General features: G+C 39.6%; 17 protein-coding genes, 13 tRNA genes and 3 rRNA genes. 3 read left to right on the plus strand and 30 right to left on the minus strand.

The genetic code is table 11. The features are described 5' to 3' along the window. Positions 1-28: 28 nt before the first annotated feature. The 21 genes from MHB53_RS09065 to MHB53_RS09165 all read right to left on the minus strand — a co-directional run bounded on the left by MHB53_RS09065 (position 29) and on the right by MHB53_RS09165 (position 12,837). Complete coding sequence (locus tag MHB53_RS09065) at positions 29-1,294, minus strand: mechanosensitive ion channel family protein (protein ID WP_340917422.1); 1,266 nt, start codon at positions 1,292-1,294, stop codon at positions 29-31. A gap of 2,058 nt (positions 1,295-3,352) precedes the next feature. Then, positions 3,353-3,901, minus strand: coding sequence for a hypothetical protein (locus MHB53_RS09070; RefSeq protein WP_340917424.1), 549 nt, complete (start codon positions 3,899-3,901; stop codon positions 3,353-3,355). Positions 3,902-4,340: 439 nt separating this feature from the next. After that, positions 4,341-4,610 carry a tyrosine-type recombinase/integrase gene (locus MHB53_RS09075; protein WP_340917426.1) on the minus strand — a complete coding sequence of 90 codons (270 nt, stop codon included), beginning with the start codon at positions 4,608-4,610 and terminating at the stop codon, positions 4,341-4,343. A 171-nt stretch (positions 4,611-4,781) separates the two neighbouring features. Further along, positions 4,782-5,285: a tyrosine-type recombinase/integrase gene (locus MHB53_RS09080; RefSeq protein ID WP_340917428.1), complete on the minus strand. Its 504-nt coding sequence runs from the start codon at positions 5,283-5,285 to the stop codon at positions 4,782-4,784. 131 nt (positions 5,286-5,416) lie between these two features. Beyond that, positions 5,417-5,500: transfer RNA gene (locus MHB53_RS09085), tRNA-Leu, on the minus strand. 9 nt (positions 5,501-5,509) lie between these two features. Then, positions 5,510-5,583, minus strand: a tRNA-Cys gene (locus MHB53_RS09090). A 14-nt stretch (positions 5,584-5,597) separates the two neighbouring features. Continuing rightward, positions 5,598-5,669, minus strand: a tRNA-Gly gene (locus MHB53_RS09095). A gap of 5 nt (positions 5,670-5,674) precedes the next feature. Beyond that, positions 5,675-5,746: transfer RNA gene (locus tag MHB53_RS09100), tRNA-Gln, on the minus strand. Positions 5,747-5,766: 20 nt separating this feature from the next. Continuing rightward, positions 5,767-5,841: transfer RNA gene (locus MHB53_RS09105), tRNA-His, on the minus strand. Between the two features lie 10 nt (positions 5,842-5,851). Beyond that, positions 5,852-5,925 (minus strand) — tRNA-Trp (locus tag MHB53_RS09110). A gap of 7 nt (positions 5,926-5,932) precedes the next feature. Then, positions 5,933-6,017, minus strand: a tRNA-Tyr gene (locus MHB53_RS09115). Between the two features lie 18 nt (positions 6,018-6,035). After that, positions 6,036-6,111 (minus strand) — tRNA-Phe (locus MHB53_RS09120). 168 nt (positions 6,112-6,279) lie between these two features. Next, positions 6,280-6,355, minus strand: a tRNA-Asp gene (locus tag MHB53_RS09125). A 35-nt stretch (positions 6,356-6,390) separates the two neighbouring features. Next, positions 6,391-6,464: transfer RNA gene (locus MHB53_RS09130), tRNA-Met, on the minus strand. Positions 6,465-6,484: 20 nt separating this feature from the next. Then, positions 6,485-6,559, minus strand: a tRNA-Glu gene (locus MHB53_RS09135). A gap of 31 nt (positions 6,560-6,590) precedes the next feature. Further along, a tRNA-Ser gene (locus MHB53_RS09140) sits at positions 6,591-6,682 on the minus strand. Positions 6,683-6,684: 2 nt separating this feature from the next. Continuing rightward, positions 6,685-6,759, minus strand: a tRNA-Asn gene (locus MHB53_RS09145). A 9-nt stretch (positions 6,760-6,768) separates the two neighbouring features. Continuing rightward, positions 6,769-6,884: ribosomal RNA gene (gene rrf / locus MHB53_RS09150) — 5S ribosomal RNA — on the minus strand. Positions 6,885-7,004: 120 nt separating this feature from the next. After that, a 23S ribosomal RNA gene (locus MHB53_RS09155) occupies positions 7,005-9,937 on the minus strand. A gap of 228 nt (positions 9,938-10,165) precedes the next feature. After that, a 16S ribosomal RNA gene (locus MHB53_RS09160) occupies positions 10,166-11,717 on the minus strand. The 16S, 23S and 5S rRNA genes sit together here with 13 tRNA genes alongside, the layout of an rRNA operon. Before the next feature lie 244 nt (positions 11,718-11,961). Beyond that, a complete protein-coding gene (locus tag MHB53_RS09165; RefSeq protein WP_340917430.1) occupies positions 11,962-12,837 on the minus strand; it encodes a nucleotidyltransferase-like protein in 876 nt (291 codons plus the stop codon). 143 nt (positions 12,838-12,980) lie between these two features. Between MHB53_RS09165 and MHB53_RS09170 the strand changes: the two genes are divergently transcribed. Next, the gene (locus MHB53_RS09170; RefSeq protein WP_340917432.1) at positions 12,981-13,331 is read left to right on the plus strand and encodes a YgzB family protein; all 351 of its coding nucleotides are present in this window, start codon (positions 12,981-12,983) and stop codon (positions 13,329-13,331) included. Between the two features lie 139 nt (positions 13,332-13,470). Here the strand turns inward: MHB53_RS09170 and perR are convergent, their stop codons facing one another. From perR to MHB53_RS09190, 4 genes are all read right to left on the minus strand, one after another. Next, positions 13,471-13,905, minus strand: coding sequence for a peroxide-responsive transcriptional repressor PerR (perR, locus tag MHB53_RS09175; RefSeq protein ID WP_340917434.1), 435 nt, complete (start codon positions 13,903-13,905; stop codon positions 13,471-13,473). Between the two features lie 83 nt (positions 13,906-13,988). Further along, a complete protein-coding gene (locus MHB53_RS09180; protein ID WP_340917436.1) occupies positions 13,989-14,555 on the minus strand; it encodes a cob(I)yrinic acid a,c-diamide adenosyltransferase in 567 nt (188 codons plus the stop codon). Positions 14,556-14,803: 248 nt separating this feature from the next. Continuing rightward, positions 14,804-15,277, minus strand: a complete 474-nt coding sequence (gene bcp / locus MHB53_RS09185) for a thioredoxin-dependent thiol peroxidase (RefSeq protein WP_340917438.1) — start codon at positions 15,275-15,277, stop codon at positions 14,804-14,806. Between the two features lie 182 nt (positions 15,278-15,459). Further along, positions 15,460-15,879 (minus strand): potassium channel family protein, encoded by a 420-nt coding sequence (locus MHB53_RS09190; RefSeq protein ID WP_340917441.1) that lies wholly within the window; start codon positions 15,877-15,879, stop codon positions 15,460-15,462. A gap of 167 nt (positions 15,880-16,046) precedes the next feature. Here MHB53_RS09190 and MHB53_RS09195 point away from each other — a divergent pair, with 167 nt between their 5' ends. Continuing rightward, the gene (locus tag MHB53_RS09195; RefSeq protein WP_340917443.1) at positions 16,047-17,330 is read left to right on the plus strand and encodes a glutamate-1-semialdehyde 2,1-aminomutase; all 1,284 of its coding nucleotides are present in this window, start codon (positions 16,047-16,049) and stop codon (positions 17,328-17,330) included. A gap of 201 nt (positions 17,331-17,531) precedes the next feature. Further along, a complete protein-coding gene (locus MHB53_RS09200) occupies positions 17,532-18,608 on the plus strand; it encodes an FUSC family protein (protein ID WP_340917444.1) in 1,077 nt (358 codons plus the stop codon). A 41-nt stretch (positions 18,609-18,649) separates the two neighbouring features. On the opposite strand, the gene MHB53_RS09205 is transcribed toward MHB53_RS09200, so the two are convergent. The 5 genes from MHB53_RS09205 to mutY all read right to left on the minus strand — a co-directional run bounded on the left by MHB53_RS09205 (position 18,650) and on the right by mutY (position 23,939). After that, a complete protein-coding gene (locus MHB53_RS09205) occupies positions 18,650-20,398 on the minus strand; it encodes an ABC transporter ATP-binding protein (protein ID WP_340917446.1) in 1,749 nt (582 codons plus the stop codon). A 54-nt stretch (positions 20,399-20,452) separates the two neighbouring features. Further along, on the minus strand, positions 20,453-20,986 hold the full coding sequence (ntdP, locus tag MHB53_RS09210; RefSeq protein WP_340917448.1) for a nucleoside tri-diphosphate phosphatase: 534 nt from the start codon (positions 20,984-20,986) through the stop codon (positions 20,453-20,455). Positions 20,987-21,711: 725 nt separating this feature from the next. Beyond that, positions 21,712-21,921, minus strand: a complete 210-nt coding sequence (locus MHB53_RS09215; protein ID WP_340917450.1) for a gamma-type small acid-soluble spore protein — start codon at positions 21,919-21,921, stop codon at positions 21,712-21,714. Between the two features lie 69 nt (positions 21,922-21,990). Then, a complete protein-coding gene (gene fabL, locus MHB53_RS09220) occupies positions 21,991-22,740 on the minus strand; it encodes an enoyl-[acyl-carrier-protein] reductase FabL (protein WP_340917453.1) in 750 nt (249 codons plus the stop codon). Positions 22,741-22,808: 68 nt separating this feature from the next. Further along, positions 22,809-23,939, minus strand: coding sequence for an A/G-specific adenine glycosylase (gene mutY / locus MHB53_RS09225; RefSeq protein WP_340917455.1), 1,131 nt, complete (start codon positions 23,937-23,939; stop codon positions 22,809-22,811). Positions 23,940-23,954: the final 15 nt, after the last annotated feature.

The raw sequence follows: 23,954 nt of genomic DNA on the forward strand, positions 1-23,954 counted from the left end.
TGAATTAACTTCTGTATCTTTAACTTTTTCAATCCTTTTCCCTCACCATTACTTTTCTTTTTGATTCATCCACCATGGTTTTTAAGTCATTTCCTGATGGATTCTGGAACAAGTGAAGTCCAAACTCTCGTGCTACTGCTAATAGATGGTCAAAGATATCACCTTGAACTGATTCGTACACTGCCCATCTTACGTCATTTGAAAATGCATATATTTCTATTGGTACTCCATGTTCGCTAGGCGCTAATTGTCTAACCATTAAGGTCATTTCCTGATTGATTCCAGGATGCTTTTGCAGGTAATTGCTAATATACGCCCTAAATACACCGATATTCGTAAGAACTCTTCCATTCACTGGATTGCTTCGATTAATTTCATTCTTCTCATTATAATCCGCAATTTCATGTTCTCTTTTGATGATATAGTCCGAAAGATACTGGATATTTTTAAATTTCTCAATCATCTCCTCGGTACAAAATAAAACACTATTTGTATCGATAAATATTGAACGCTTAATCCGTCTTCCTCCAGACGATTGCATTCCCCTCCAATTTATAAAAGAGTCAGATATCAGGGCATAGCTTGGAACAAACGTAATCGTTTTATCAAAATTCTGTACCTTTACTGTATTTAAAGAGATATCAATAATATCACCATCTGCCCCATATTTAGGCATTTCAATCCAGTCACCAACGCGAACCATATCATTAGCTGTCAGCTGTACCCCTGCAACAAGTCCTAATATCGAGTCTTTAAAAACTAACATGAAAATAGCTGAGAGGGCACCGATCCCACTAAGAAGAATAAGTGGACTTTTCCCCATCATGTTCGCAATAACTGCGATAATTCCAAGAGTGATTACAACAATATTAATGACCTGAATATATCCTTTAATCGGCCTAGCCTTAGAAATTTCATAGGTTTGATAAATATCGTTAATTGCGTTTAATAGACTATTAATAATCATTAATCCTACAATAATTGAATAAGTTATTGCACCTTCTTCTATAAGATCTCTGTAGGTTGGAAAAGTGCGAGCGTAGTAATAAATGATTATTGCAGGAACCATATGAGATAATTTGCGAAAAACCTTTCGTTCCAAAAGAATATTACCCCATTGGATTTTATTTTTTGCCACGATATGTGTAATGACCCTGATTACGACCTTTTTCGTGATAAGATTCGCTACGAAACAGAGCAGCGCGATAAAAAGAATCATAATAACAGTAGAAAGATACCTAACTAAGGTAGGATTTATTTCAAATTCTAAAAGCTGGTTACTAATAAAATCCATATATATTTTTCTCCTCATATGTATTATTTCTCGACATTGCCATTTGGATAGCCAATTGACTAACTTTCTTCCGTGCTAATAATAACCCATTTTTGCCCGTTTCCATAGAAAATAGAGAATCATACTTAATAGAATAAACAGGAGCACTGAAGTAATGGTTAGAAAAACCGTATTTATACCACTTTGATTCATCTCAAGACAATTTTCCTTTACTTACTAAGCAAGTATACAAGAATATTAAAGAAATATTAATTGAAAAAGTAAACAAATTTTAAATTCCTTTTTTTCGCAATTTCTTCAGGGGTATAATACTTCATGAATTTCCCCTCCGTATGTAAATTAATGCCTATTCCCATCATCAGAATCGCCACTCATATCAACACAATAGAGTGCATGAAAAAATTCATGCGCTTCTCAAAGATCCGTACGTGAGTCTTTCTAACAATTTTATTCTTTAGTATTCGAGATGATTATTAGCTTTCATTCTTTATTCATATCATATAACTGAAAGATAAAAATAGAATTCTAATCTTTGCCATTCCAATACACTTAATTAGTTTAAAATCAACATTATATAAAAGTTTCAGAATTACCTATTCTTTATCGGATTTACGCTGTCCTGAATTGGATTGGTGTAACCCCTAAGGAAGTCAATTCAAAAATGAATTCTACTTCCTTAGGGGTTACTTAAGACAAATCACTTATCCTATTCTTATTTTGATTTTTACTACCGTATTATAAAAAAATATTCTCTCACCTTGGACAGAATATTTATAATCTTGGGCTGGTTTTTGTTCTTGTTTCGCTCTGTTTCTTTATTTTATTTGAAGTGGACCAAAACCGTTCTTATAACAAGTATTTAATATATTATATCACAAGGTTAACCCATATTCCTTCACCGTTTCTACTTCGCTAATAAACTCACCGGATTCATCTCATAAATAAAAAGAGCTACTGAAGGTCTACAATGTCGTCTCGTAAATCCACGTCTTGGGCCACTCTTACTTTAAGCGTCTCAGCAGTTACCTTTACCCGTTGCAAGTGTCGAAGTGATTCGGTAATAATGATGAGTCTCCCGTTGAAGTGTTTGCCTTTCCTTTAGAAAATGGTAAGAGAGAAACACCATCGCCAGGTATACTTAAAAATTTAGCTGGCCCTTTAAATGATGACCTCACATCTAAATTTAATGATCGCCGCTGGTCACATAGAAAGTGAAGGTTCAGATGAAAAAGAATTTCAAAAATTTTTTTAGATCCGACTTAAAACGTTGGCACTCAGAATTACCTAATTTTGATGAAGATGATTATTATTAAAAGTTGAACTTGATGGCGACGAATTAATGTTAATAAAAAAAGCAGTAGATGAATCACACAAAGAGCACTTTATCTTGGATAAGTATATATTTTCTATACTAAGTGTATTTGTTTTGGGTACATTTGAAACATATTTAAATCAGGCATTATTGAATTATTTATAAAAAATCCATCTATGCTAAAGACAGGAAAAATAGTTTTAATACTAATGAAATTTTGGATGATCTATAGGATCTTTTGAGTCTCCTAATTAATATTAATAAAGAAATGAATAAGGTTGGACATTTTATGTTAAATGATTGGTCGAGGTATTAAGAAAAAATGACAAACTACAATAAATCCAGATGTTTTGAAGATCTAAAAGGATTATATATCTAGTAAGAAATATTGTTGCTCATAAGACTGGAGTTGTAAGACCAGATCAATATCAATATGTACTAAGTGAGTTTGAAGTAATTGATATTGAGATAGTTATATCTAGTGAATTCTTATCACAAGCAATTGATATTATCAAAGAGGTTGTCTCAGAAATTGAAAATCACATTAAAAAAAATATTATAAATCCAATTAACAAAAGCCGTAGTGATAAACTTGAGCTTTCATTTAAGGACCTAAGTGGTCCATTTTGTTTTAATTTTAAAAAAGCAAGCATTAAGCCCAACTACAAGAAATTACTTTTAATCCGTATTTAAAATTCAATACAAGTCGTTAAAGGTACTTCTGGATCAACTTTAAAGATACTGGGTTATTGTTCAAGCCAATTGAACCGTAAGTATTCGGGCATATTTTTCTGTGCTTTATTCCAGTTTTCATTTCGATCTCTTTTACCGGCTTTCTTTTCAACTTTTATCAAAGCTGATTCTAGGCACCTTCTTAAATATGCTCCATAATTTTCAATGGAGTTTTTGTGTCTCCATTTGTTGTTATTGACTTCATGAATAACATTTAAGCATATCAACTTATTTAATCCCTTAGACATATATTCGGTTACTAACTTGTAGGGTGTTTCGTTTTCTAATTCTTTTTTATAATCATATTTGACTTCTTTGTTAACAGTATTGTTATCATTATTCTTTAGAGGTTTGTTAGAGGTTCTGTTTAAAGTCTTGTTTAAAGTCTTGTTTAAAGTTATATTTATATTATGTTGTTCAGATAGAGTCTCATATACTTGTTCTTGTGGATGCTCAACTGGTTGTTCTACTTGAATTTGTTCGATTATATAAATATTCGCGGATTGTTTGTTGTTTTTTCCCTTAGCAGCATTTATAGTCAGAATTCCGATATTTTGGAGCAAACCAAAAATTCTTCTTACAGACGATAAACTTATTTCACCTTAAATCTTTCCTCAAACATTTCTACAAAGGTGTTGTAGGCAATACTGAATACACCTTCAGCTTTTATTGCGAGGTCAGAGATTAAGTACGCTTGCCTAATTTGAAGATCTGTAAGCTCCAATCTGTTCTTGATTTCCGATATAAATAAATCCGGTTAGTATGAACCTTTGCTATATGTAACTAACTCTTCCATCCTACCATTTACTAACATTTTTCTTCTCTTCTTGTATTTCAAGTAAATGTATCTTATAATTAAAGATAGCGATTCCTTGTGAATTGTAGAGAGCCTTATCGTTAGGGTGTCAGCCCGTTGACCGATAGGCTTTTTATTTTTAGTTACACTTTAACACACTAAAGCAAGAATGTGCATATATTATTGGGATATTCTGTATAATCGTATCACAATTTTAACTTGCCTAATGTGCTAAAATTCCTCGCCTGTTCTTCTAAGTCTGTTGACCAAAAATTCACATAGCGACGAGTGATTGTAAGATCAGAATGCCCCAACAACGCCGCTAATGAAAAAGCATTGATTCCAGATAAAATAGAGCGTTTCGCGAAAGTATGCCGAAATACGTGGGGAGAAAGTTGTTGATTAAATTCAAGCAATCTCTTATACCCTTCAAATTTTCTTTGAATACTTCTAGGCTGAAGTGGTTCATTATCCATATTAATGAATTACTGATCACGATTCAGTTCACCTCGTAATTTAATATATTTGCTGATTTCTTCTTGAACCTTCTTCGACAAATATACCGTACATTCTTCTAAATTTTTGGTTTTTCTAACAATTAATTTATCCCCTTGAACATCTCCAACTTCAACCCCTGATAGTTCTGATTACCTGATTCCAGTATCAATCATTATTAATAAGATGTTATAATCACGTATTCCTACAAAAGTTTTTTGTTCTTTTATATAAGCCGCAATATTTTCAATATCTTTATCTTCTAAAGTTTCGATAATTCTTCTTCGGTCTCTAAGCTGTTTAATATTTTTCATAGGATTTGGTCTTACCAGTTTTTCTTTGTGCAAGAAGCTGAAGAAGGATTTCAGTCCCCTTATTCTGGTATTGATACTTACAATTTTTATTTTTTCTTTTAGGTAAATAATCATGTCTTCAATATCTTTCTGTGTAAGTTCAACAATTTCTTTATTGATACTTATCTCATCTAAGGTAGTTCTAGTTATAGACAACCTGGTTTTGTAGAACATTATTGAATCTGGTCGTAAATTTCTTATGTTGCAATCTCGCTCAAATTTCTTACAGGCTTCTTCATCTGTATTTTTTAATTTAAGAAAACTTAATTCCTCTGCTGGTAATTTATTTTTTCTTCTAGCCATTTTCTTCCTCCTATGCGTGAGACTCACCGCGTTGGATTTTAGCTTATTTCAGTCCAATAGAAAACAACAAAAAAAGACCTTCAACATAAATGTTGAAAGTCAGTAGTATCAAGGCTTCTCGCCTTTTATGATACCTGAGGTGGGATTCGAACCCACAAGCCCGTGAAGGCATTGGATTTTGAGTCCAACGTGTATGCCAGTTCCACCACTCAGGCTAAACTATATGGAGGCGGCAACCGGATTTGAACCGGTGATAAGGGTGTTGCAGACCCATGCCTTACCACTTGGCTATGCCGCCGTATTACTACTAAAAGCGGAAGACGGGATTCGAACCCGCGACCCCCACCTTGGCAAGGTGATGTTCTACCACTGAACTACTTCCGCATTTACTGGGCTAGCTGGATTCGAACCAACGAGTGACGGAGTCAAAGTCCGTTGCCTTACCGCTTGGCTATAGCCCATCAATGATAAATTATTAAAATGGGGCGACTAGTGGGGATCGAACCCACGATGTCGGAGCCACAATCCGATGCGTTAGCCATTTCGCCATAGCCGCCATAATAAATTGGCAGGGGTAGTAGGAATCGAACCCACATCAAAGGTTTTGGAGACCTCTATTCTACCGTTAAACTATACCCCTATAAAAATGGTGGTGGGGGGCGGATTCGAACCGCCGAACCCGGAGGGAGCGGATTTACAGTCCGCCGCGTTTAGCCACTTCGCTACCCCACCATATATTATTTAAAGAAATGGTGGCTCAGGACGGAATCGAACCGCCGACACAAGGATTTTCAGTCCTTTGCTCTACCGACTGAGCTACTGAGCCATATATTTTCCGTTTTCGCTAAGCAACGAATCTCTTTGTCAGCTTTACTCACTCACATTTTCACGTACTTATATACGTTTCGGTGCTCATGCGCTTGCTTCCTCAATCTTCTTGCTTATCTCAAAACTTATATATTAAATATAAGTTAGTATATATCTTTGATTAAAATGGCGGTCCCGACGGGAATCGAACCCGCGATCTCCTGCGTGACAGGCAGGCATGTTAACCGCTACACCACGGGACCAGATAATTCAAAGTTCAACCTTGAATTATTTATGATTGCGGGGGCAGGATTTGAACCTGCGACCTTCGGGTTATGAGCCCGACGAGCTACCGAACTGCTCCACCCCGCGACGAATTGTAATAGATTAAATGGTGACCCCTACGGGATTCGAACCCGTGATACCGCCGTGAAAGGGCGGTGTCTTAACCGCTTGACCAAGGGGCCATTATGTGTAAAATAATTAATGAGACTTATATGGCGGAGAGCAAGGGATTTGAACCCTTGAGACAGCGTTAGCCGCCTACACGATTTCCAATCGTGCTCCTTCGGCCACTCGGACAGCTCTCCAATGGCTCCGCAGGTAGGATTCGAACCTACGACCGATCGGTTAACAGCCGATAGCTCTACCACTGAGCTACTGCGGAATAATTATAGCCTGGCAACGTCCTGCTCTTGCAGGGGGAAACCCCCAACTACCATCGGCGCTGAAGAGCTTAACTACCGTGTTCGAGATGGGAACGGGTGTGACCTCTTCGCTATCGCCACCAGACAAAATTACTCAACATTTACTATTATAACGCTTTTTATGTATTTTTCAAGAGAAATTTTCATTCTCTCAAAACCAGATAAATGAGTAGGTAAACGCGTGAAACATCGATTTAATTCATATTTGATTAAGTCCTCGATCGATTAGTATCCGTCAGCTCCATGTGTCGCCACACTTCCACGCCGGACCTATCAACCTGATCATCTTTCAGGGATCTTACTAGCTTGCGCTATGGGAAATCTCATCTTGAGGGGGGCTTCATGCTTAGATGCTTTCAGCACTTATCCCTGCCGCACATAGCTACCCAGCGATGCTCCTGGCGGAACAACTGGTACACCAGCGGTGCGTCCATCCCGGTCCTCTCGTACTAAGGACAGCTCCTCTCAAATTTCCTGCGCCCACGACGGATAGGGACCGAACTGTCTCACGACGTTCTGAACCCAGCTCGCGTACCGCTTTAATGGGCGAACAGCCCAACCCTTGGGACCGACTACAGCCCCAGGATGCGATGAGCCGACATCGAGGTGCCAAACCTCCCCGTCGATGTGAACTCTTGGGGGAGATAAGCCTGTTATCCCCGGGGTAGCTTTTATCCGTTGAGCGATGGCCCTTCCATGCGGAACCACCGGATCACTAAGCCCGACTTTCGTCCCTGCTCGACTTGTAGGTCTCGCAGTCAAGCTCCCTTGTGCCTTTACACTCTGCGAATGATTTCCAACCATTCTGAGGGAACCTTTGGGCGCCTCCGTTACTCTTTAGGAGGCGACCGCCCCAGTCAAACTGCCTGCCAGACACTGTCTCCCAGCCGGATCACGGCTGCGGGTTAGAATGTCAGTACAGCAAGGGTAGTATCCCACCAGTGCCTCCACCGAAGCTAGCGCTCCGGTTTCTACGGCTCCTACCTATCCTGTACAAGCTGCACCAACATTCAATATCAGGCTGCAGTAAAGCTCCACGGGGTCTTTCCGTCCTGTCGCGGGTAACCTGCATCTTCACAGGTACTATAATTTCACCGAGTCTCTCGTTGAGACAGTGCCCAGATCGTTGCGCCTTTCGTGCGGGTCGGAACTTACCCGACAAGGAATTTCGCTACCTTAGGACCGTTATAGTTACGGCCGCCGTTTACTGGGGCTTCAATTCGCACCTTCGACCGAAGTCTAAGCGCTCCTCTTAACCTTCCAGCACCGGGCAGGCGTCAGCCCCTATACTTCGCCTTGCGGCTTCGCAGAGACCTGTGTTTTTGCTAAACAGTCGCCTGGGCCTATTCACTGCGGCTCATCTGGGCTATTCACCCAAATGAGCACCCCTTCTCCCGAAGTTACGGGGTGATTTTGCCGAGTTCCTTAACGAGAGTTCTCTCGATCACCTTAGGATTCTCTCCTCGCCTACCTGTGTCGGTTTGCGGTACGGGCACCTATTTCCTCGCTAGAGGCTTTTCTTGGCAGTGTGGAATCAGGAACTTCGGTACTAAATTTCCCTCGCCATCACAGCTCAGCCTTAGAGTGAAGGATTTACCTCCACTCCAGCCTACCTGCTTGGACGCGCATATCCAGCAGCGCGCTTACCTTATCCTCCTGCGTCCCCCCATTACTCAAACGGAAATAAGGTGGTACAGGAATATCAACCTGTTATCCATCGCCTACGCCTTTCGGCCTCGGCTTAGGCCCCGACTAACCCTGAGCGGACGAGCCTTCCTCAGGAAACCTTGGGCATTCGGTGGAAGGGATTCTCACCCTTCTTTCGCTACTCATACCGGCATTCTCACTTCTAAGCGCTCCACTAGTCCTTCCGGTCTAGCTTCACAGCCCTTAGAACGCTCTCCTACCATTGACACCAGAGGTGTCAATCCGCAGCTTCGGTGATACGTTTAGCCCCGGTACATTTTCGGCGCAGAGTCACTCGACCAGTGAGCTATTACGCACTCTTTAAATGATGGCTGCTTCTGAGCCAACATCCTGGTTGTCTAAGCAACTCCACATCCTTTTCCACTTAACGTATACTTTGGGACCTTAGCTGGCGGTCTGGGTTGTTTCCCTCTCGACTACGGATCTTATCACTCGCAGTCTGACTCCCATGGATAAGTCTTTGGCATTCGGAGTTTGTCTGAATTCGGTAACCCGTTGAGGGCCCCTAGTCCAAACAGTGCTCTACCTCCAAGACTCTAACCATGAGGCTAGCCCTAAAGCTATTTCGGAGAGAACCAGCTATCTCCAGGTTCGATTGGAATTTCACCGCTACCCACACCTCATCCCCGCACTTTTCAACGTACGTGGGTTCGGGCCTCCAGTAAGTGTTACCTTACCTTCACCCTGGACATGGGTAGATCACCTGGTTTCGGGTCTACGACCTCATACTTATTCGCCCTATTCAGACTCGCTTTCGCTGCGGCTCCGTCTCTTCAACTTAACCTTGCATGAAATCGTAACTCGCCGGTTCATTCTACAAAAGGCACGCCATCACGCATTAACGCGCTCTGACTACTTGTAGGCACATGGTTTCAGGATCTATTTCACTCCCCTTCCGGGGTGCTTTTCACCTTTCCCTCACGGTACTGGTTCACTATCGGTCACTAGGGAGTATTTAGCCTTGGGAGATGGTCCTCCCAGATTCCGACGGGATTTCTCGTGTCCCGCCGTACTCAGGATCCACTCTGGAGGGAACGAAGTTTCGATTACAGGGCTGTTACCTTCTCTGGCGGGCCTTTCCAGGCCTCTTCGTCTACCCCGTTCCTTTGTAACTCCGTATAGAGTGTCCTACAACCCCAAGAGGCAAGCCTCTTGGTTTGGGCTTTTCCCGTTTCGCTCGCCGCTACTCAGGGAATCGATGTTTCTTTCTCTTCCTCCGGGTACTTAGATGTTTCAGTTCCCCGGGTCTGCCTTCTATTTCCTATGTATTCAGAAATAGATACTACTCCATTACGAGCAGTGGGTTTCCCCATTCGGAAATCTTCGGATATAACGCTTGCTTACAGCTCCCCGAAGCATATCGGTGTTAGTCCCGTCCTTCATCGGCTCCTAGTGCCAAGGCATCCACCATGCGCCCTTTCTAACTTAATCATTTGGTCCATGATAAGCGATGCATTGCTGCGTCAGCTTCTCATTGCCTGATCATAAAAAAAGGTCATACATACTTACGGATAAATCCATAAGGTGATGTTTCTCGGTTTATTGCTTCTCATTTTATCTGGTTTTCAAAGAACGAATAATAAGAGAGTTTAACCTCTCAAAACTGAACGAAACAAAAACGTCTGTTTATGTTGGCACCGCGGCCAACAGTTTCCTTAGAAAGGAGGTGATCCAGCCGCACCTTCCGATACGGCTACCTTGTTACGACTTCACCCCAATCATCTGTCCCACCTTCGGCGGCTGGCTCCCGTAAGGGTTACCCCACCGACTTCGGGTGTTACAAACTCTCGTGGTGTGACGGGCGGTGTGTACAAGGCCCGGGAACGTATTCACCGTGGCATGCTGATCCACGATTACTAGCGATTCCGGCTTCATGCAGGCGAGTTGCAGCCTGCAATCCGAACTGAGAATGGTTTTATGGGATTAGCTAAACCTCGCGGTCTTGCAACCCTTTGTACCATCCATTGTAGCACGTGTGTAGCCCAGGTCATAAGGGGCATGATGATTTGACGTCATCCCCACCTTCCTCCGGTTTGTCACCGGCAGTCACCTTAGAGTGCCCAACTGAATGCTGGCAACTAAGATTAAGGGTTGCGCTCGTTGCGGGACTTAACCCAACATCTCACGACACGAGCTGACGACAACCATGCACCACCTGTCACTCTGTCCCCCGAAGGGGAAATCCCTATCTCTAGGGTGGTCAGAGGATGTCAAGACCTGGTAAGGTTCTTCGCGTTGCTTCGAATTAAACCACATGCTCCACCGCTTGTGCGGGCCCCCGTCAATTCCTTTGAGTTTCAGCCTTGCGGCCGTACTCCCCAGGCGGAGTGCTTAATGCGTTAACTGCAGCACTAAAGGGCGGAAACCCTCTAACACTTAGCACTCATCGTTTACGGCGTGGACTACCAGGGTATCTAATCCTGTTTGCTCCCCACGCTTTCGCGCCTCAGCGTCAGTTACAGACCAAAGAGCCGCCTTCGCCACTGGTGTTCCTCCACATCTCTACGCATTTCACCGCTACACGTGGAATTCCGCTCTTCTCTTCTGCACTCAAGTCCCCCAGTTTCCAATGACCTTCCACGGTTGAGCCGTGGGCTTTCACATCAGACTTAAAGGACCGCCTGCGCGCGCTTTACGCCCAATAATTCCGGACAACGCTTGCCACCTACGTATTACCGCGGCTGCTGGCACGTAGTTAGCCGTGGCTTTCTGGTCAGGTACCGTCAAGGTACCGGCAGTTACTCCGATACTTGTTCTTCCCTGACAACAGAGTTTTACGATCCGAAAACCTTCATCACTCACGCGGCGTTGCTCCGTCAGACTTTCGTCCATTGCGGAAGATTCCCTACTGCTGCCTCCCGTAGGAGTCTGGGCCGTGTCTCAGTCCCAGTGTGGCCGATCACCCTCTCAGGTCGGCTACGCATCGTTGCCTTGGTGAGCCGTTATCTCACCAACTAGCTAATGCGCCGCGGGCCCATCTGTAAGTGATAGCCGAAGCCATCTTTTAACCTTCCTCCATGAGAAGAAAGAAATTATCCGGTATTAGCTCCGGTTTCCCGAAGTTATCCCAGTCTTACAGGCAGGTTGCCCACGTGTTACTCACCCGTCCGCCGCTAACTTCCGGGAGCAAGCTCCCTTCCATTCGCTCGACTTGCATGTATTAGGCACGCCGCCAGCGTTCGTCCTGAGCCAGGATCAAACTCTCGTTAAAGTGTTTGTAGCTCATTTGCTGGTCTTACATGTATTACTTTTTGACGTTTTGTTTCGTTCAGTTTTCAAAGATCAAACTTGTCCGCTGCTTACGACAGCGACTTTATTAATATAACACGCCTATAATTAAATGTCAACATGTTTTTTAATTTCTTTTTTTTTACGCCGCCGCGTTTTCGTTTGTGTCAGCAGCGACGTCTATTAATATACCAAGATTATTATTATCCGTCAAGCATTTTTTAAAATTAATATATCATTTCTTTTATTTTAAATAGCCGTTCACATAAACCCTGGCCACCCACCTGCATTTCTACTGCTTGGATAAAGTCTTTTTCTATCAAGTATTCCATTAAAATACTTAGATCTACCCCATAATATTTAACTTCGGTATGTGAGCTAATTTCTTCTATAGTCCATAATTCCTTTCTCCCCATAATTTCTAAAAGATGTGCAGCTCCTATGGCAGCCCTATTATTAATGAGAAACTCACTCGCTAAAAATAAAAGCTCTAGCCTTTTATCAAGTGATTCTTCGCTCTTCACTAATTCCTCATATAATTTAAATATTTCAGGCTCTAACTTTTTCACCTGATTCCAAACCGTAAGTTCAGGATGAAAACCACTTTCAATAATCGAAAGTCTACCTAAATGATGTAATGAATGCACTATATGATTATAAGCATCTAAATAATGACCATTCTCAAAAAAAGTCTTTCCATCAAAATATCTTCTAATTAGTTTCGCAAATTCTAATCCGATTTTTATCTTCCTTCCATAGAAAGGAAAATCACGCAGTTCAACTCTAAGCTTTTCCAAATAATCATTTCTATCAAATAATATTTCACCTTCGTCGATCCACTCTATTACTTTTCGGTTAGAGCCGAGCAAAACCCAATTTTTCAATTGGTCCTCTTCTATTATATGAAGTGCTGCTTTTTTTTCATTATAAATATAATGTTTAATAGTTATTGGTTTTTCCTGTTCCTTCACTATAATTAATAAAATTACATCAAATGTGTCTGTCAAAGTATTGATTTTATACTTCTTATTAATTTTCAAAATCCCTAACGTATTAATTTGACTAGCCTTTTCTTGATATATCGATCTCAACATAGCTTCCATTGCATTTCCCCCAAATGGATATCTTTATGATTCCTTCTTCGACATGTTTAGAGACTTTTCCTGCTTGTTCAAAAAATCGTTTCATTTACAGTAAGATGTTATCCTTAATTATGTTATAGTTATGCTTTAGGAGGGCTTTGTATATGGCAAAAAAATATTCTAATAAAATTAACAAAATACGTTCTTTCGCGTTAAGTTTGGTTTTTATCGGCTTCATTATTATGTATATAGGAATTTTCTTTAAAACTAACCCACTGGTTATGACTATTTTTATGGTTTTGGGTTTGTTAGCTATAATAGCCAGTACGCTTGTATATTTTTGGATTGGCATGCTGTCAACTAAGGCTGTTCAAGTTGTTTGCCCTAATTGTAATAAACCCACCAAAATATTGGGGCGTGTAGATATGTGCATGCATTGTCGCGAACCGTTGACAGTGGACCCTAAACTCGAAGGCAAAGATTTTGATCAAAATTATAATCGTAAAAATAAATAATAGAGTAATGCTAATAGCAACTAAGCTTGCTTATCACTCCACAACAAACCAGACGCTAGAGCAAGATAGTATGTTTAATCAAAACAGAATGATTTCATTCAAAAAAAAGGATTGCCCTATAATGAGTTGGGCAATCCTTTTAATGTCTTCCTTTTGTGCACTCGGGGCACACTCCGTATATTTCCAAACGGTGATGCGCTACCTGGAAGCCTGTAACATGGGCAGCTAGCTGTTCCACTTCGTCTAAACCAGGATAATGGAAGTCTACAATTTTCCCACAATCTTCACAAATAACGTGATAATGATCAGACGTTACGTAATCGAACCTACTTGATGCATCTCCATATGTTAATTCCTTCACGAGGCCTACTTCCCGAAACACTCTTAAATTATTATATACAGTAGCAACACTCATATTTGGGAATTTACTTTCAAGTGATTTATAGATATCATCTGCAGTCGGATGGGACATTGACTGGATTAAATATTCTAAAATCGCATGACGCTGAGGGGTTATTCTTACTCCGGTATCTTTCAAAGTATGAATCGCTTCCTTCAATTGTATATCTGACATCGCCATGCACCTCTTTTCTAATAATAAATTGATTCTCTTTTTATAATCCTTATAAATAGTGTACTAAGAAAACAATCGCTTTGTCAATCGTTACATATTTCTTCTATATTATGGAGTATGCTTTCCTTAGCTCCAAGTTTCACATTCACAAATCTTGCTACAACAAATAACAAATCAGATAACCGGTTCAAATATGATATTACCATCGGATTTACATTATCAATGCCAACAGCACATCGTTCAGCTCTTCGAACTACTGTACGTGCAGTATGAAAAGCAGCTCCAGATGGATGACCACCAGGAAGTATGAAATTTTTCAAAATAGGAAGCTCCGCATCCCATTTATCTATAGCGTTCTCAAGCTTCGTTATATCTTCTTCTTTTACTTTCCATTTCACTTCTTTTCCCCTGGGAGTTGCTAATTCGGAACCTACATGAAAAAGGGCTGTTTGTATCTCGTGTAAAACCTGAAATACGTCTAATAATTCCATCGCCTCTTTCTCATTAATATAACTAAGTGCTAGGCCGATCATTGAATTCGCCTCATCACATGTGCCGTAAGCTTCCACATGAATATCATTTTTAGCAATTCTTGTACCATATATTAACGATGTCATGCCTTTATCTCCCGTTTTTGTATAAATCTTCATATAATCTCCTCCCTAACCTAATCAATGTATGATGGATCCGCTTTATGACTATCTTTATTGTATTTTAACATCAAGCGGATCTTTTAGAAAAGGATTGAAGGGGGTGTATTTTTCCAATAAAAAAAGGACTGAATAAAATCAGTCCAAATCATTTTTCCTGAGGAGGTATGCCTGCTGTCATTATATGCTACTACTATTGTTCTCAACATGGACAGCAGCCGGCATTTTCATAAATAGGCATAAAATTTTCACGTAAGTTCATGTTTGATAAAATTCAACGCTTCCTCTACATGCCCTTTTACTTTTACTTTTCGCCATTCATGGACAATTGCTCCGTCTTTATCGATTATAAAAGTAGAGCGCACTATACCCATATATTCTTTACCAAAAGTTTTTTTCAACTGCCATACACCGTATTTTTCCGCTACTATATGGTCTTTATCAACAAGCAGTAAAAATGGTAAGCCATGCTTATCAACAAATTTCTCATGCCTTTCAATCGGATCCGAACTAATGCCTAATATTACCGCATCCAATTCGGAAAACTCGGCATGCATATCACGAAAATCGCATGCTTGAGTTGTACAACCTGGTGTCATATCTTTCGGATAGAAGTAAAGAACGACATGTTTTTTTCCATTAAAATCAGATAGTGTAACTTTCTTCCCATTACTTGCAGTCAATTGAAAATCTGGAGCAAGATCATTTTTATTCTCTGCCATAATTAACGCCTCCTAATACATATAGAGTACAGAAAGCATAGTAATAATACAATTAAGTTTATCTCGATCTTTCTTTAGGGTTTAACCCACCTACCACTTAGTGAAGCGTAGGTGAGATTTACCAATCAGGTGGGGTAGAATCCCCACCTGATTCCACGATATTTCAGCTTGCTGAGACGAGTTCACTTCTTTTTTACTTTTGTCGGATCATAATCAATAAACGACCTTACAACAAATGCAGCCGGAATTGTATAGCCTAGCAAAGCTTCTATTATAACGAGCAGTCTCCCCACTCCTATTGGTACAACATCCCCATATCCGACAGAAAATAATGTGATCGCACTAAGATATATAGAAGTGCTTAGCAGCTCTTTCCAGTTTTCTTTTTCGCCCATGTGAGTTGCTATCATTACTTCTAAACCCTGCATTTCCAACATAAGAAACAAAAGGCCAAATCCAATCATAATTATTACATATGTGCAGCCAAGAAATATAAAGTTTTCAAATGAAACTTGCTTATAACTAAACCTTGCTGGAAAGAACAAGGTTCTAAGAGCCATTAATAAACAAAGAATGATGGCAACAAAGATGATATACCACAATGTATAGATCACCTCTTTATTTCTTGTCCAAATACTTTACGCTATTTATTGACCATCTAGACCTTATCTTTGGAATTTCTAACTATTTCTTTCTGCTTTGTTTGCGCTAGAACGACTGCTAGACTACAATAAGGAATGGAACTTTTATGTTTATGGAGGTATTATTAATGAATTTCACACAATCGGAAGCTATTCATAATGAAGCATTAAAACACATAGTAGGTGGAGTTAATAGCCCATCCCGCTCTTATAAAGCAGTTGGTGGTGGAGCTCCAATAGCAATTGAAAAGGCAAAAGGGGCATACCTTTACGATGTAGATGGTAATCGTTATATCGATTATCTAGCAGCATATGGCCCTATCATAACTGGACATGCACATCCACATATTACGGAAGCGATAAAAATTGCTGCAGAAACAGGCGTATTATATGGTACAGCTACTGCACATGAAGTGACATTCGCCAAAATGATTAAAGAGGCAATCCCGTCTCTCGATAAAGTTCGCTTTGTCAACTCGGGAACAGAAGCGGTCATGACTACCATCCGCGTGGCACGTGCTTACACTGGCAGATCAAAAATTTTAAAATTTGCCGGTTGCTATCACGGTCACTCTGATTTAGTACTTGTCGCAGCTGGATCTGGACCATCACAACTGGGCATTCCTGATTCGGCTGGAGTACCTAAAAGTATCGCTCAAGAGGTGATTACCATACCGTTTAATGACATTGACGCTTATCATGAAGCCATGAATAAATGGGGAAATGAAATTGCTGCAGTTCTAGCAGAACCAATTGTTGGTAACTTCGGCATTGTAGAACCTGAACTTGGATTTTTTGAAGAAGTGAAAAAAGTGGCACATGCTTATGGTGCCCTACTCATTTTTGATGAGGTAATTACGGCTTTCCGTTTCACTTACGGGGCTGCCCAAGATATGTTGGGTGTTATTCCTGATTTAACAGCTATTGGAAAAATCATCGGCGGCGGATTGCCAATTGGGGCATACGGTGGTCGTCAGGAGATTATGGAAACAGTGGCACCCCTTGGTCCGGCGTATCAAGCGGGAACGATGGCTGGTAATCCTGCTTCTATGCTTTCTGGAATTGCCTGCTTGGAGGTATTACAAGAAAATGGCCTATACGAGCGTCTTGATAAACTTGGCGCCATGCTTGAAAAAGGCATTTTAGAAATTGCCGAAAAATACGATGTACCCATAACGATCAATCGCTTAAAAGGAGCTTTAACCGTTTATTTCACTCGTGAAAAAGTAGTAAATTATGAACAAGCAGAAGCTACTGATGGTGAATTATTCGCGACGTTCTTCAAGCGCATGCTTCATCAATGTATAAACCTCGCTCCATCTAAATACGAAGCTTGGTTTATTACATCGGCACATACAGAAGATGATATAATCGAGACAATCAACGCTGTAGAGATTGCATTAAAAAAATAGAAACTCTCATATAAAAGTGCGAGTTCAAAAAGGTGCCAAATTAGAAACAAGAAGTTCGAGGCGAGAAGGTTTTGAGGATAGGAGTGCATGCTTTTAATACGTGAGAACCGGAAAAACCGAGCAACGAAGAAATTTGCCGTTTATCATTTGGTGACTTTTTGAACATCCTCTAAAAGAGATACAAGAAAGGATTAAACGAATATGAAGCTTGGTGCCCGCATGTTAAAAACGGGAATAGCCATTATATTGGCGCTTTATATTGCACAGCTTCTAGGAATACCAGCGCCTGTGTTTGCGGGAATAGCCGCTATTTTCGCCATACAACCAACTATTTATCGTTCTTATTTAACCGTTCTTGAACAAATACAAGGAAATATCATTGGGGCAATTATTGCTATCATTTTTGTTATGTTATTCGGTGGCAACCATATTTTCATTATTGGGCTGGCTGCCATCGTCGCAATTATTATCATGGTGAATTTGAAACTAGAAAATTCAATCCGTCTTGCACTCGTAACAATTATTGTCATTATGGAAGCTCCAGCTGATGATTTTCTTCAATTTTCCTTTTTGCGGTCATCTGCCATCTTTTTAGGTATTCTTTCTTCTTTTATTGTTAATCTTATCTTTCTACCACCAAAATACGAAACGAAGCTTTTTCAAAGTATTTCCGGCGTTACGGAAGATATCATTCAATGGATAAGGTTAACGACGAGATTTGCCTCTGAAGACAGATTACTAAAAAAAGATATTGGGAATATAAAAGATAAGTTTCGGCATATAAACCAATTATATTCCATGTATAAGGAAGAACGCCGGTATTTTAAAAAACATAAGTTTTCGGATAAAAGAAAACTCGTCATTTATCATCAAATGATCCAAGTTGCGCAAATAAGTTTTGATATATTAAAATTGCAGCACCGCTATGAAAATATTTTGTATCAACTACCTGAATCTCTCCAACTTCATACGAGGGAAAGGCTCGACTATTTATTAAGCTATCATGAACAGCTTCATTTGAAATTTCTTGGACGTGTGCGTGCGGAAGTTGAGCTTGACACATTAAATCAAGCTACTTTTAATCGAGATCAACTAATGGATGCTTTTATAAAAGAAATAAAAAATAGTGAAATAGAAAATGAATTTCAACCGTATCATTTAATGCATGTCCTTTCAGCGACAATTGAATACGAAGAACAGCTTGAGCATCTTGAATTGCTAATTCGTTCGTTCCAAACTCATCATAAAATAGACAACATCGTCGCTGAAGATAAATAAAAACTCTAAGGGTAAAGATTCCCTTAGAGTTTTTTGCATTTCTACATATCCAATTGTTGAACCTGGAATAATTGATAATAGTTCCCTTGTTTCCTCATGAGTGCCTCATGTGTGCCAGTTTCAACTATTTTCCCATGTTCGATCAATACGATTTTATCTGCATGTGTAATCGTTGATAATCGATGCGCAATAATTAATGTTGTACGATCCTTAGCTAGCTTTTCGAGCGCTACTTGAATAAGTTGTTCGCTCTCAAGGTCTAATGCTGAAGTAGCTTCATCTAAAATTAAAATAGGTGGGTTTTTTAGGAAAACTCTCGCTATTGCTACCCTTTGCTTTTGCCCTCCTGATAATTTTACGCCCCGCTCTCCTACTTTAGTATCGTATCCAGCAGGGAGGCCCATAATAAACTCATGTGCATTTGCTTGTTCTGCTGCTTTATACACTTCTTCATCGGTAGCATCCGGCTTTCCAAGTAAAATATTACTTTTTACTGACTCACTAAACAATATATTATCTTGCAGGACCATACCTACTTTATCACGGAGACTACGCACCTTATACTTTCGAATATCTGTCCCATCTAAAAGTACTCTTCCTTTCGTAACATCATAGAAGCGAGGGATTAAACTTGCTAGCGATGACTTACCTCCTCCACTCATACCAACTAAAGCAATTGTTTCACCATGGTGTACTTCTAGATTTATATCAAATAAAATTGGCTTATCTTTTTCATCATAAGTAAACGTAACATTCTCCAAGTGGATGTTACCATGCACTTTTTGTAATTCTACAGCATCTGGCGCATCATCTATATCATACTTCTCATCTAGTAATTCAAATACTCGATCCATTGATGCTATCGATTGAGTAAGCGTTGTGGAAGAATTAACTAGTCTGCGTAACGGATTGTAAAGTCTTTCTACAAAGCCCATAAAAGCAACCATTGTTCCAATCGAAAGATCCCCATGTATAACTTGATATCCCGCGTAGGTAATAACAATCAGCGGAGCAATATCGGTGATAGTATTTACGACCGAAAATGCCTTAGCTGTCCAACTCGTATGCGTTAATGCCTTCTCAAGAAAATTAGCATTGTTTTTATCAAATCTTTTTTGTTCATGATCTTCAATCGCGAAACTTTTGATAACAGACATACCAGCCACTCGTTCATGTAGATAGCTTTGCACTTCGGCAAGAGCTTGTGATCGCGCCCGTGTCAATTTCCGCAGATTTCCAAAAAAATATCTGACTGCAAATATATACAGCGGGAAAACAGCTAGAGATACGAGTGTTAGTGGTACGTCCATTGTTACCATAATAATGATCGCAATGATGACCGTGGCCGCATCAAGCCAAAGATTCATTAATCCTGTAATGACAAATTCCTTTGTTTGCTCCACATCATTAATTACTCTTGAAATTACTTCGCCTGCCCTAGTATTTGAATAAAATTTAAAACTTAACTTTTGAATATGAGTAAATAACCTATCACGTATGTCGTATAAAATATTACTTGCCGTCCATTGGGCAAAATATTGTCGGTAATATTCAACTGGCGGCCTGATAACTACGAAAATTAATAACATAATACCCATCGTTATCATTAATTTAGTTGTCTTTTCGTCCGGAGACAGTGTTTCGCCACCAACTACATCATCAATCACATACTTCATTAAAATTGGTATTAATAATGGAATAGTAAATTTTACAATTCCGATCAACAACGTAAAAAATATTTTCCAGCGATATGGCTGAACAAATTGCAAATACCTCTTTATAACCCCCAAGCATTAATCCTCCTCTGTCAGCAAAAAACATGAAATCTTTGATTATTATACAATTCAATAGCTTCGATACATCAAAAAGCGTTCATACCATGTATCGATAAAATCTGGAGAAAAAGGTCCCTTTCTTTGTCTAATCCAAAAGATGAGCTTGTCCACATTTCTCTTCAAAATATGATCAATTTCATCAGGATATTGCATCTGCTTTCTATGATATTCGTATTCATCTTCATCTAGGAGTGAAAATGTCATATCTGGATAGACTTTGATGTCTAGATCATAATCAATATATTTTATTGCTTCTTGATCATATACATATGGTGAACCTAGATTACAATAATAATAAATACCGTCTTCTCGAATCATCGCAATAATATTAAACCATAAATCCGTATGAAAATAACAAATCGCCGGTTCCCGAGTGATCCATGTTCTTCCATCCGATTCCGTCACGATCGTCCGGTCATTTCCACCAATAACCAGATGTCTCGTCGCTTTTAATATTTTCGTTTCATCCCAAACCCGATGAATATTTCCATCGTGCTTATAACTATGGATTTGAATATTTTCTCCTTCCACGGGAATAACCATCGTCCCCCCTACTTTCTGATCCAAAGGGCAAGCATGCAATTCGTGATCAATATTTTTTTTAATATGGAAAAGTCTATTCAACCGATTCTAAATTATCTTTTACTCCATCTTTAAGTGTCGTTATTATTATACCGTTTTAGACAGGTTTTTAAAACATTTGCGTTTCTACTATAAAAAAACAACGTATCGAATAACACTAGAAGTGAGGTTAACAGCGTTTTTCCAGGTTGATAAAAACGGGCGTCCTCCATACGAAAACAAGAGGAAATTGGGGTAAGGGCCTTATATTGAGTATTTAAGCTATCAATACGAATAAGGCGATGTTGGGGAATTAGAATCAACGAAAAAAATATGATTATAAAGGATATTCAAAAAATCACCAAATAATAAACGGCGGTTTCTTCGCAGGTAAATAGGTACTTCTACTAAAGTAAGGAACCTCATTTAGGAAAAAGAGGAACTCTTCTGGTAAGGTCGCTCAACACAGAGGTCAGCACGTCGTGTGCAAATACGTCCTATGAGTAACATAGAAGTCAGCACATCCTGTGCAAGTCAGATCCTCAAAACCCTTCTCGCCTCAAACTTCTTGTTTCTAATTTGGCATCTTTTTGAACACGCACTTATATTTCTTTAAAATCCATTTCTTAAGACAACTTTTTCAGCACACAAAGAAGGTGCCAAAAGCATAGCTTTTGGCACCTTCTTTCATTTACTGTGCTTAAGTATTACTGTTGACCAAAGTTACCAGCGTTCTTAGCTTTTTTTGATTCGGCTTGTTGGTTTTGTTTTTTTACTTGTTGAGCGTCAGTTTCACTGCCGAACTCTGTTCCAAAATTACCTTGTGCTTGTGCTCCAGCACCAGCAGATTGTGCGTTTTGTTTTTGCACTTCTTGAATATTTGTTCCAGATTGTGTTTTGTTTGCTTTTTTGTTCATTAGTCTCACCTCCACGTTTGTTATAATAACCAAACGTCGAGATAGTTATCCAAGTTTTTTAAAAAACTTTTAAACAAGAATAGAACGGCCTCCATCAACAATAATCGTTTGACCTCTAATCATCGATGAATCATCCGAAACAAGGAATAAAATGGTTTTCACAATATCATCAATTTCAACCATGCGTCCTGCTGGTGTATTTTTCCGAGCATCCTCTAGTAATTCTTCACGATTCGGAAAATGCTTTAGCGCGTCCGTATCAATAGCGCCACCTGAAACGGCATTTACAATAATGTTTCTCGAGGACAACTCCACTGCAAGATAACGTGTTAACGCCTCTACTGCTGCTTTAGAAACCCCAACTGTCGTATAATTTTCTAAATATCGGATCGATCCTAGCGAGCTTAAGCTAACGATTTTCCCACCACCGTTACGCTCCATTAGCTTTGCTGCCTCCTGAGCACAGAAAAGCAATGCCTTGCTGTTAATATTCATCGTCCAATCCCAATGTGACTCTTCAAGGTCCATAACTGGGCGCAATACACCTGAAGCGGCATTATTGATCAGCACATCGAGTCTGCCAAACACTTCATCGATTTGCTGAAACATCGTTCTGATTTTTGCGACATCACCTACATTTGCTTTTATTAGCAATGCCTTTCTTCCTAGCTTTTCAATTTCCTCCACTGTTTCAAGTGCTGCTGTTTTACTTCGTGCATAATTTACTACAATATCATATCCTTGTTTTGCAAGTGCAATGGCTGCCGCTTTCCCAACGCCTTTGCTACTCCCAGTTATAAGTGCAACTTTATTCGTCATGCTGATGATCCACCTTTCCTTTATAATATATATTTTACACGTCACATGATTGATCAGCAATTGGGATGCTATTTATCAATAAATCGTTCTGTATCATTCTTCGAATGTTTTTTATATGCCTTCCATATTTTTTGGTGCGAGACTGGAAACGCATATTCTTCTAATTCTTTTTTTGTAACTAAAATGTAACCATTGTCACCTTTAACCATACCATCTATTTCCCCTGCAAAAGCATCAATCGTCCAAGTTAAGTGCGTAAATACATGATCTACCTTAATAAAAGCTCCATTTTCAAGATTTGTATCAAGCTGTAAATCCTGTTTTAAATAGGACGCTAAGGCTAATTTAGATTGTTCAAATTGACTATTCCTTTCCACAATAGGGAATTCCCATAAACTTGCGAGTAATCCCTTATTAGGACGCTTCCGTATGATAAATTCTTCTTTGTCATTCTTCAACACCGCGGCAACTAAATCTACATGACGCGTTTTCTTTTTCCGCGTTTTTACCGGTAATTCCGATTGAACTCCCTCTGCAAAAGCTGAACAATGCTCTCTCACTGGACAAAGCAAACAAGCCGGTGATGTTGGTGTACAGATTAATGCGCCAAGTTCCATTAAAGCTTGATTAAAATAAGATGGATGGTCATGATCAATAAGTTCACGCACTGCTGTTTCGAATACTTTTCGAGTAGATGCCTTTGCAATATCTTCCCGAATCAGCAATATTCGTGACAATACCCGCATGACGTTTCCATCCACTGCAGGTTCAGGTTTACCATACGCAATACTTAGTACAGCACCCGCGGTATAAGGTCCAACCCCTTTTAACTTAGAGATTTCCTCAGGGGTATCGGGTACACTTCCACCATAGTTTGCAACAACTTCCTTTACAGCAGAATGTAAATTCCGCACTCGAGAATAATAGCCCAACCCTTCCCATATTTTCAACACAGATTCATCATCAGCGGCCGCAAAAGTCTCGATCGTTGGAAACTTTTCCAAAAAGCGATCATAATAAGGAATAACCGTATCAACCTTTGTTTGCTGAAGCATGATTTCAGAAACCCAAACTTTATAAGGATTGGAATCTTTTCGCCAAGGAAGATCGCGTTGTTCCTTAATAAACCAGCTAATTAAATTGTGTTGGAACTGTGTTATGTTCATTCGTTCAAATGTTTTTTCCATAGAATCTTTCATGTTTTTATCACCTAT

The sequence above is a fragment of the Bacillus sp. FSL K6-3431 genome (genome assembly GCF_038002605.1).
Taxonomy (GTDB): domain Bacteria; phylum Bacillota; class Bacilli; order Bacillales; family Bacillaceae_C; genus Lederbergia.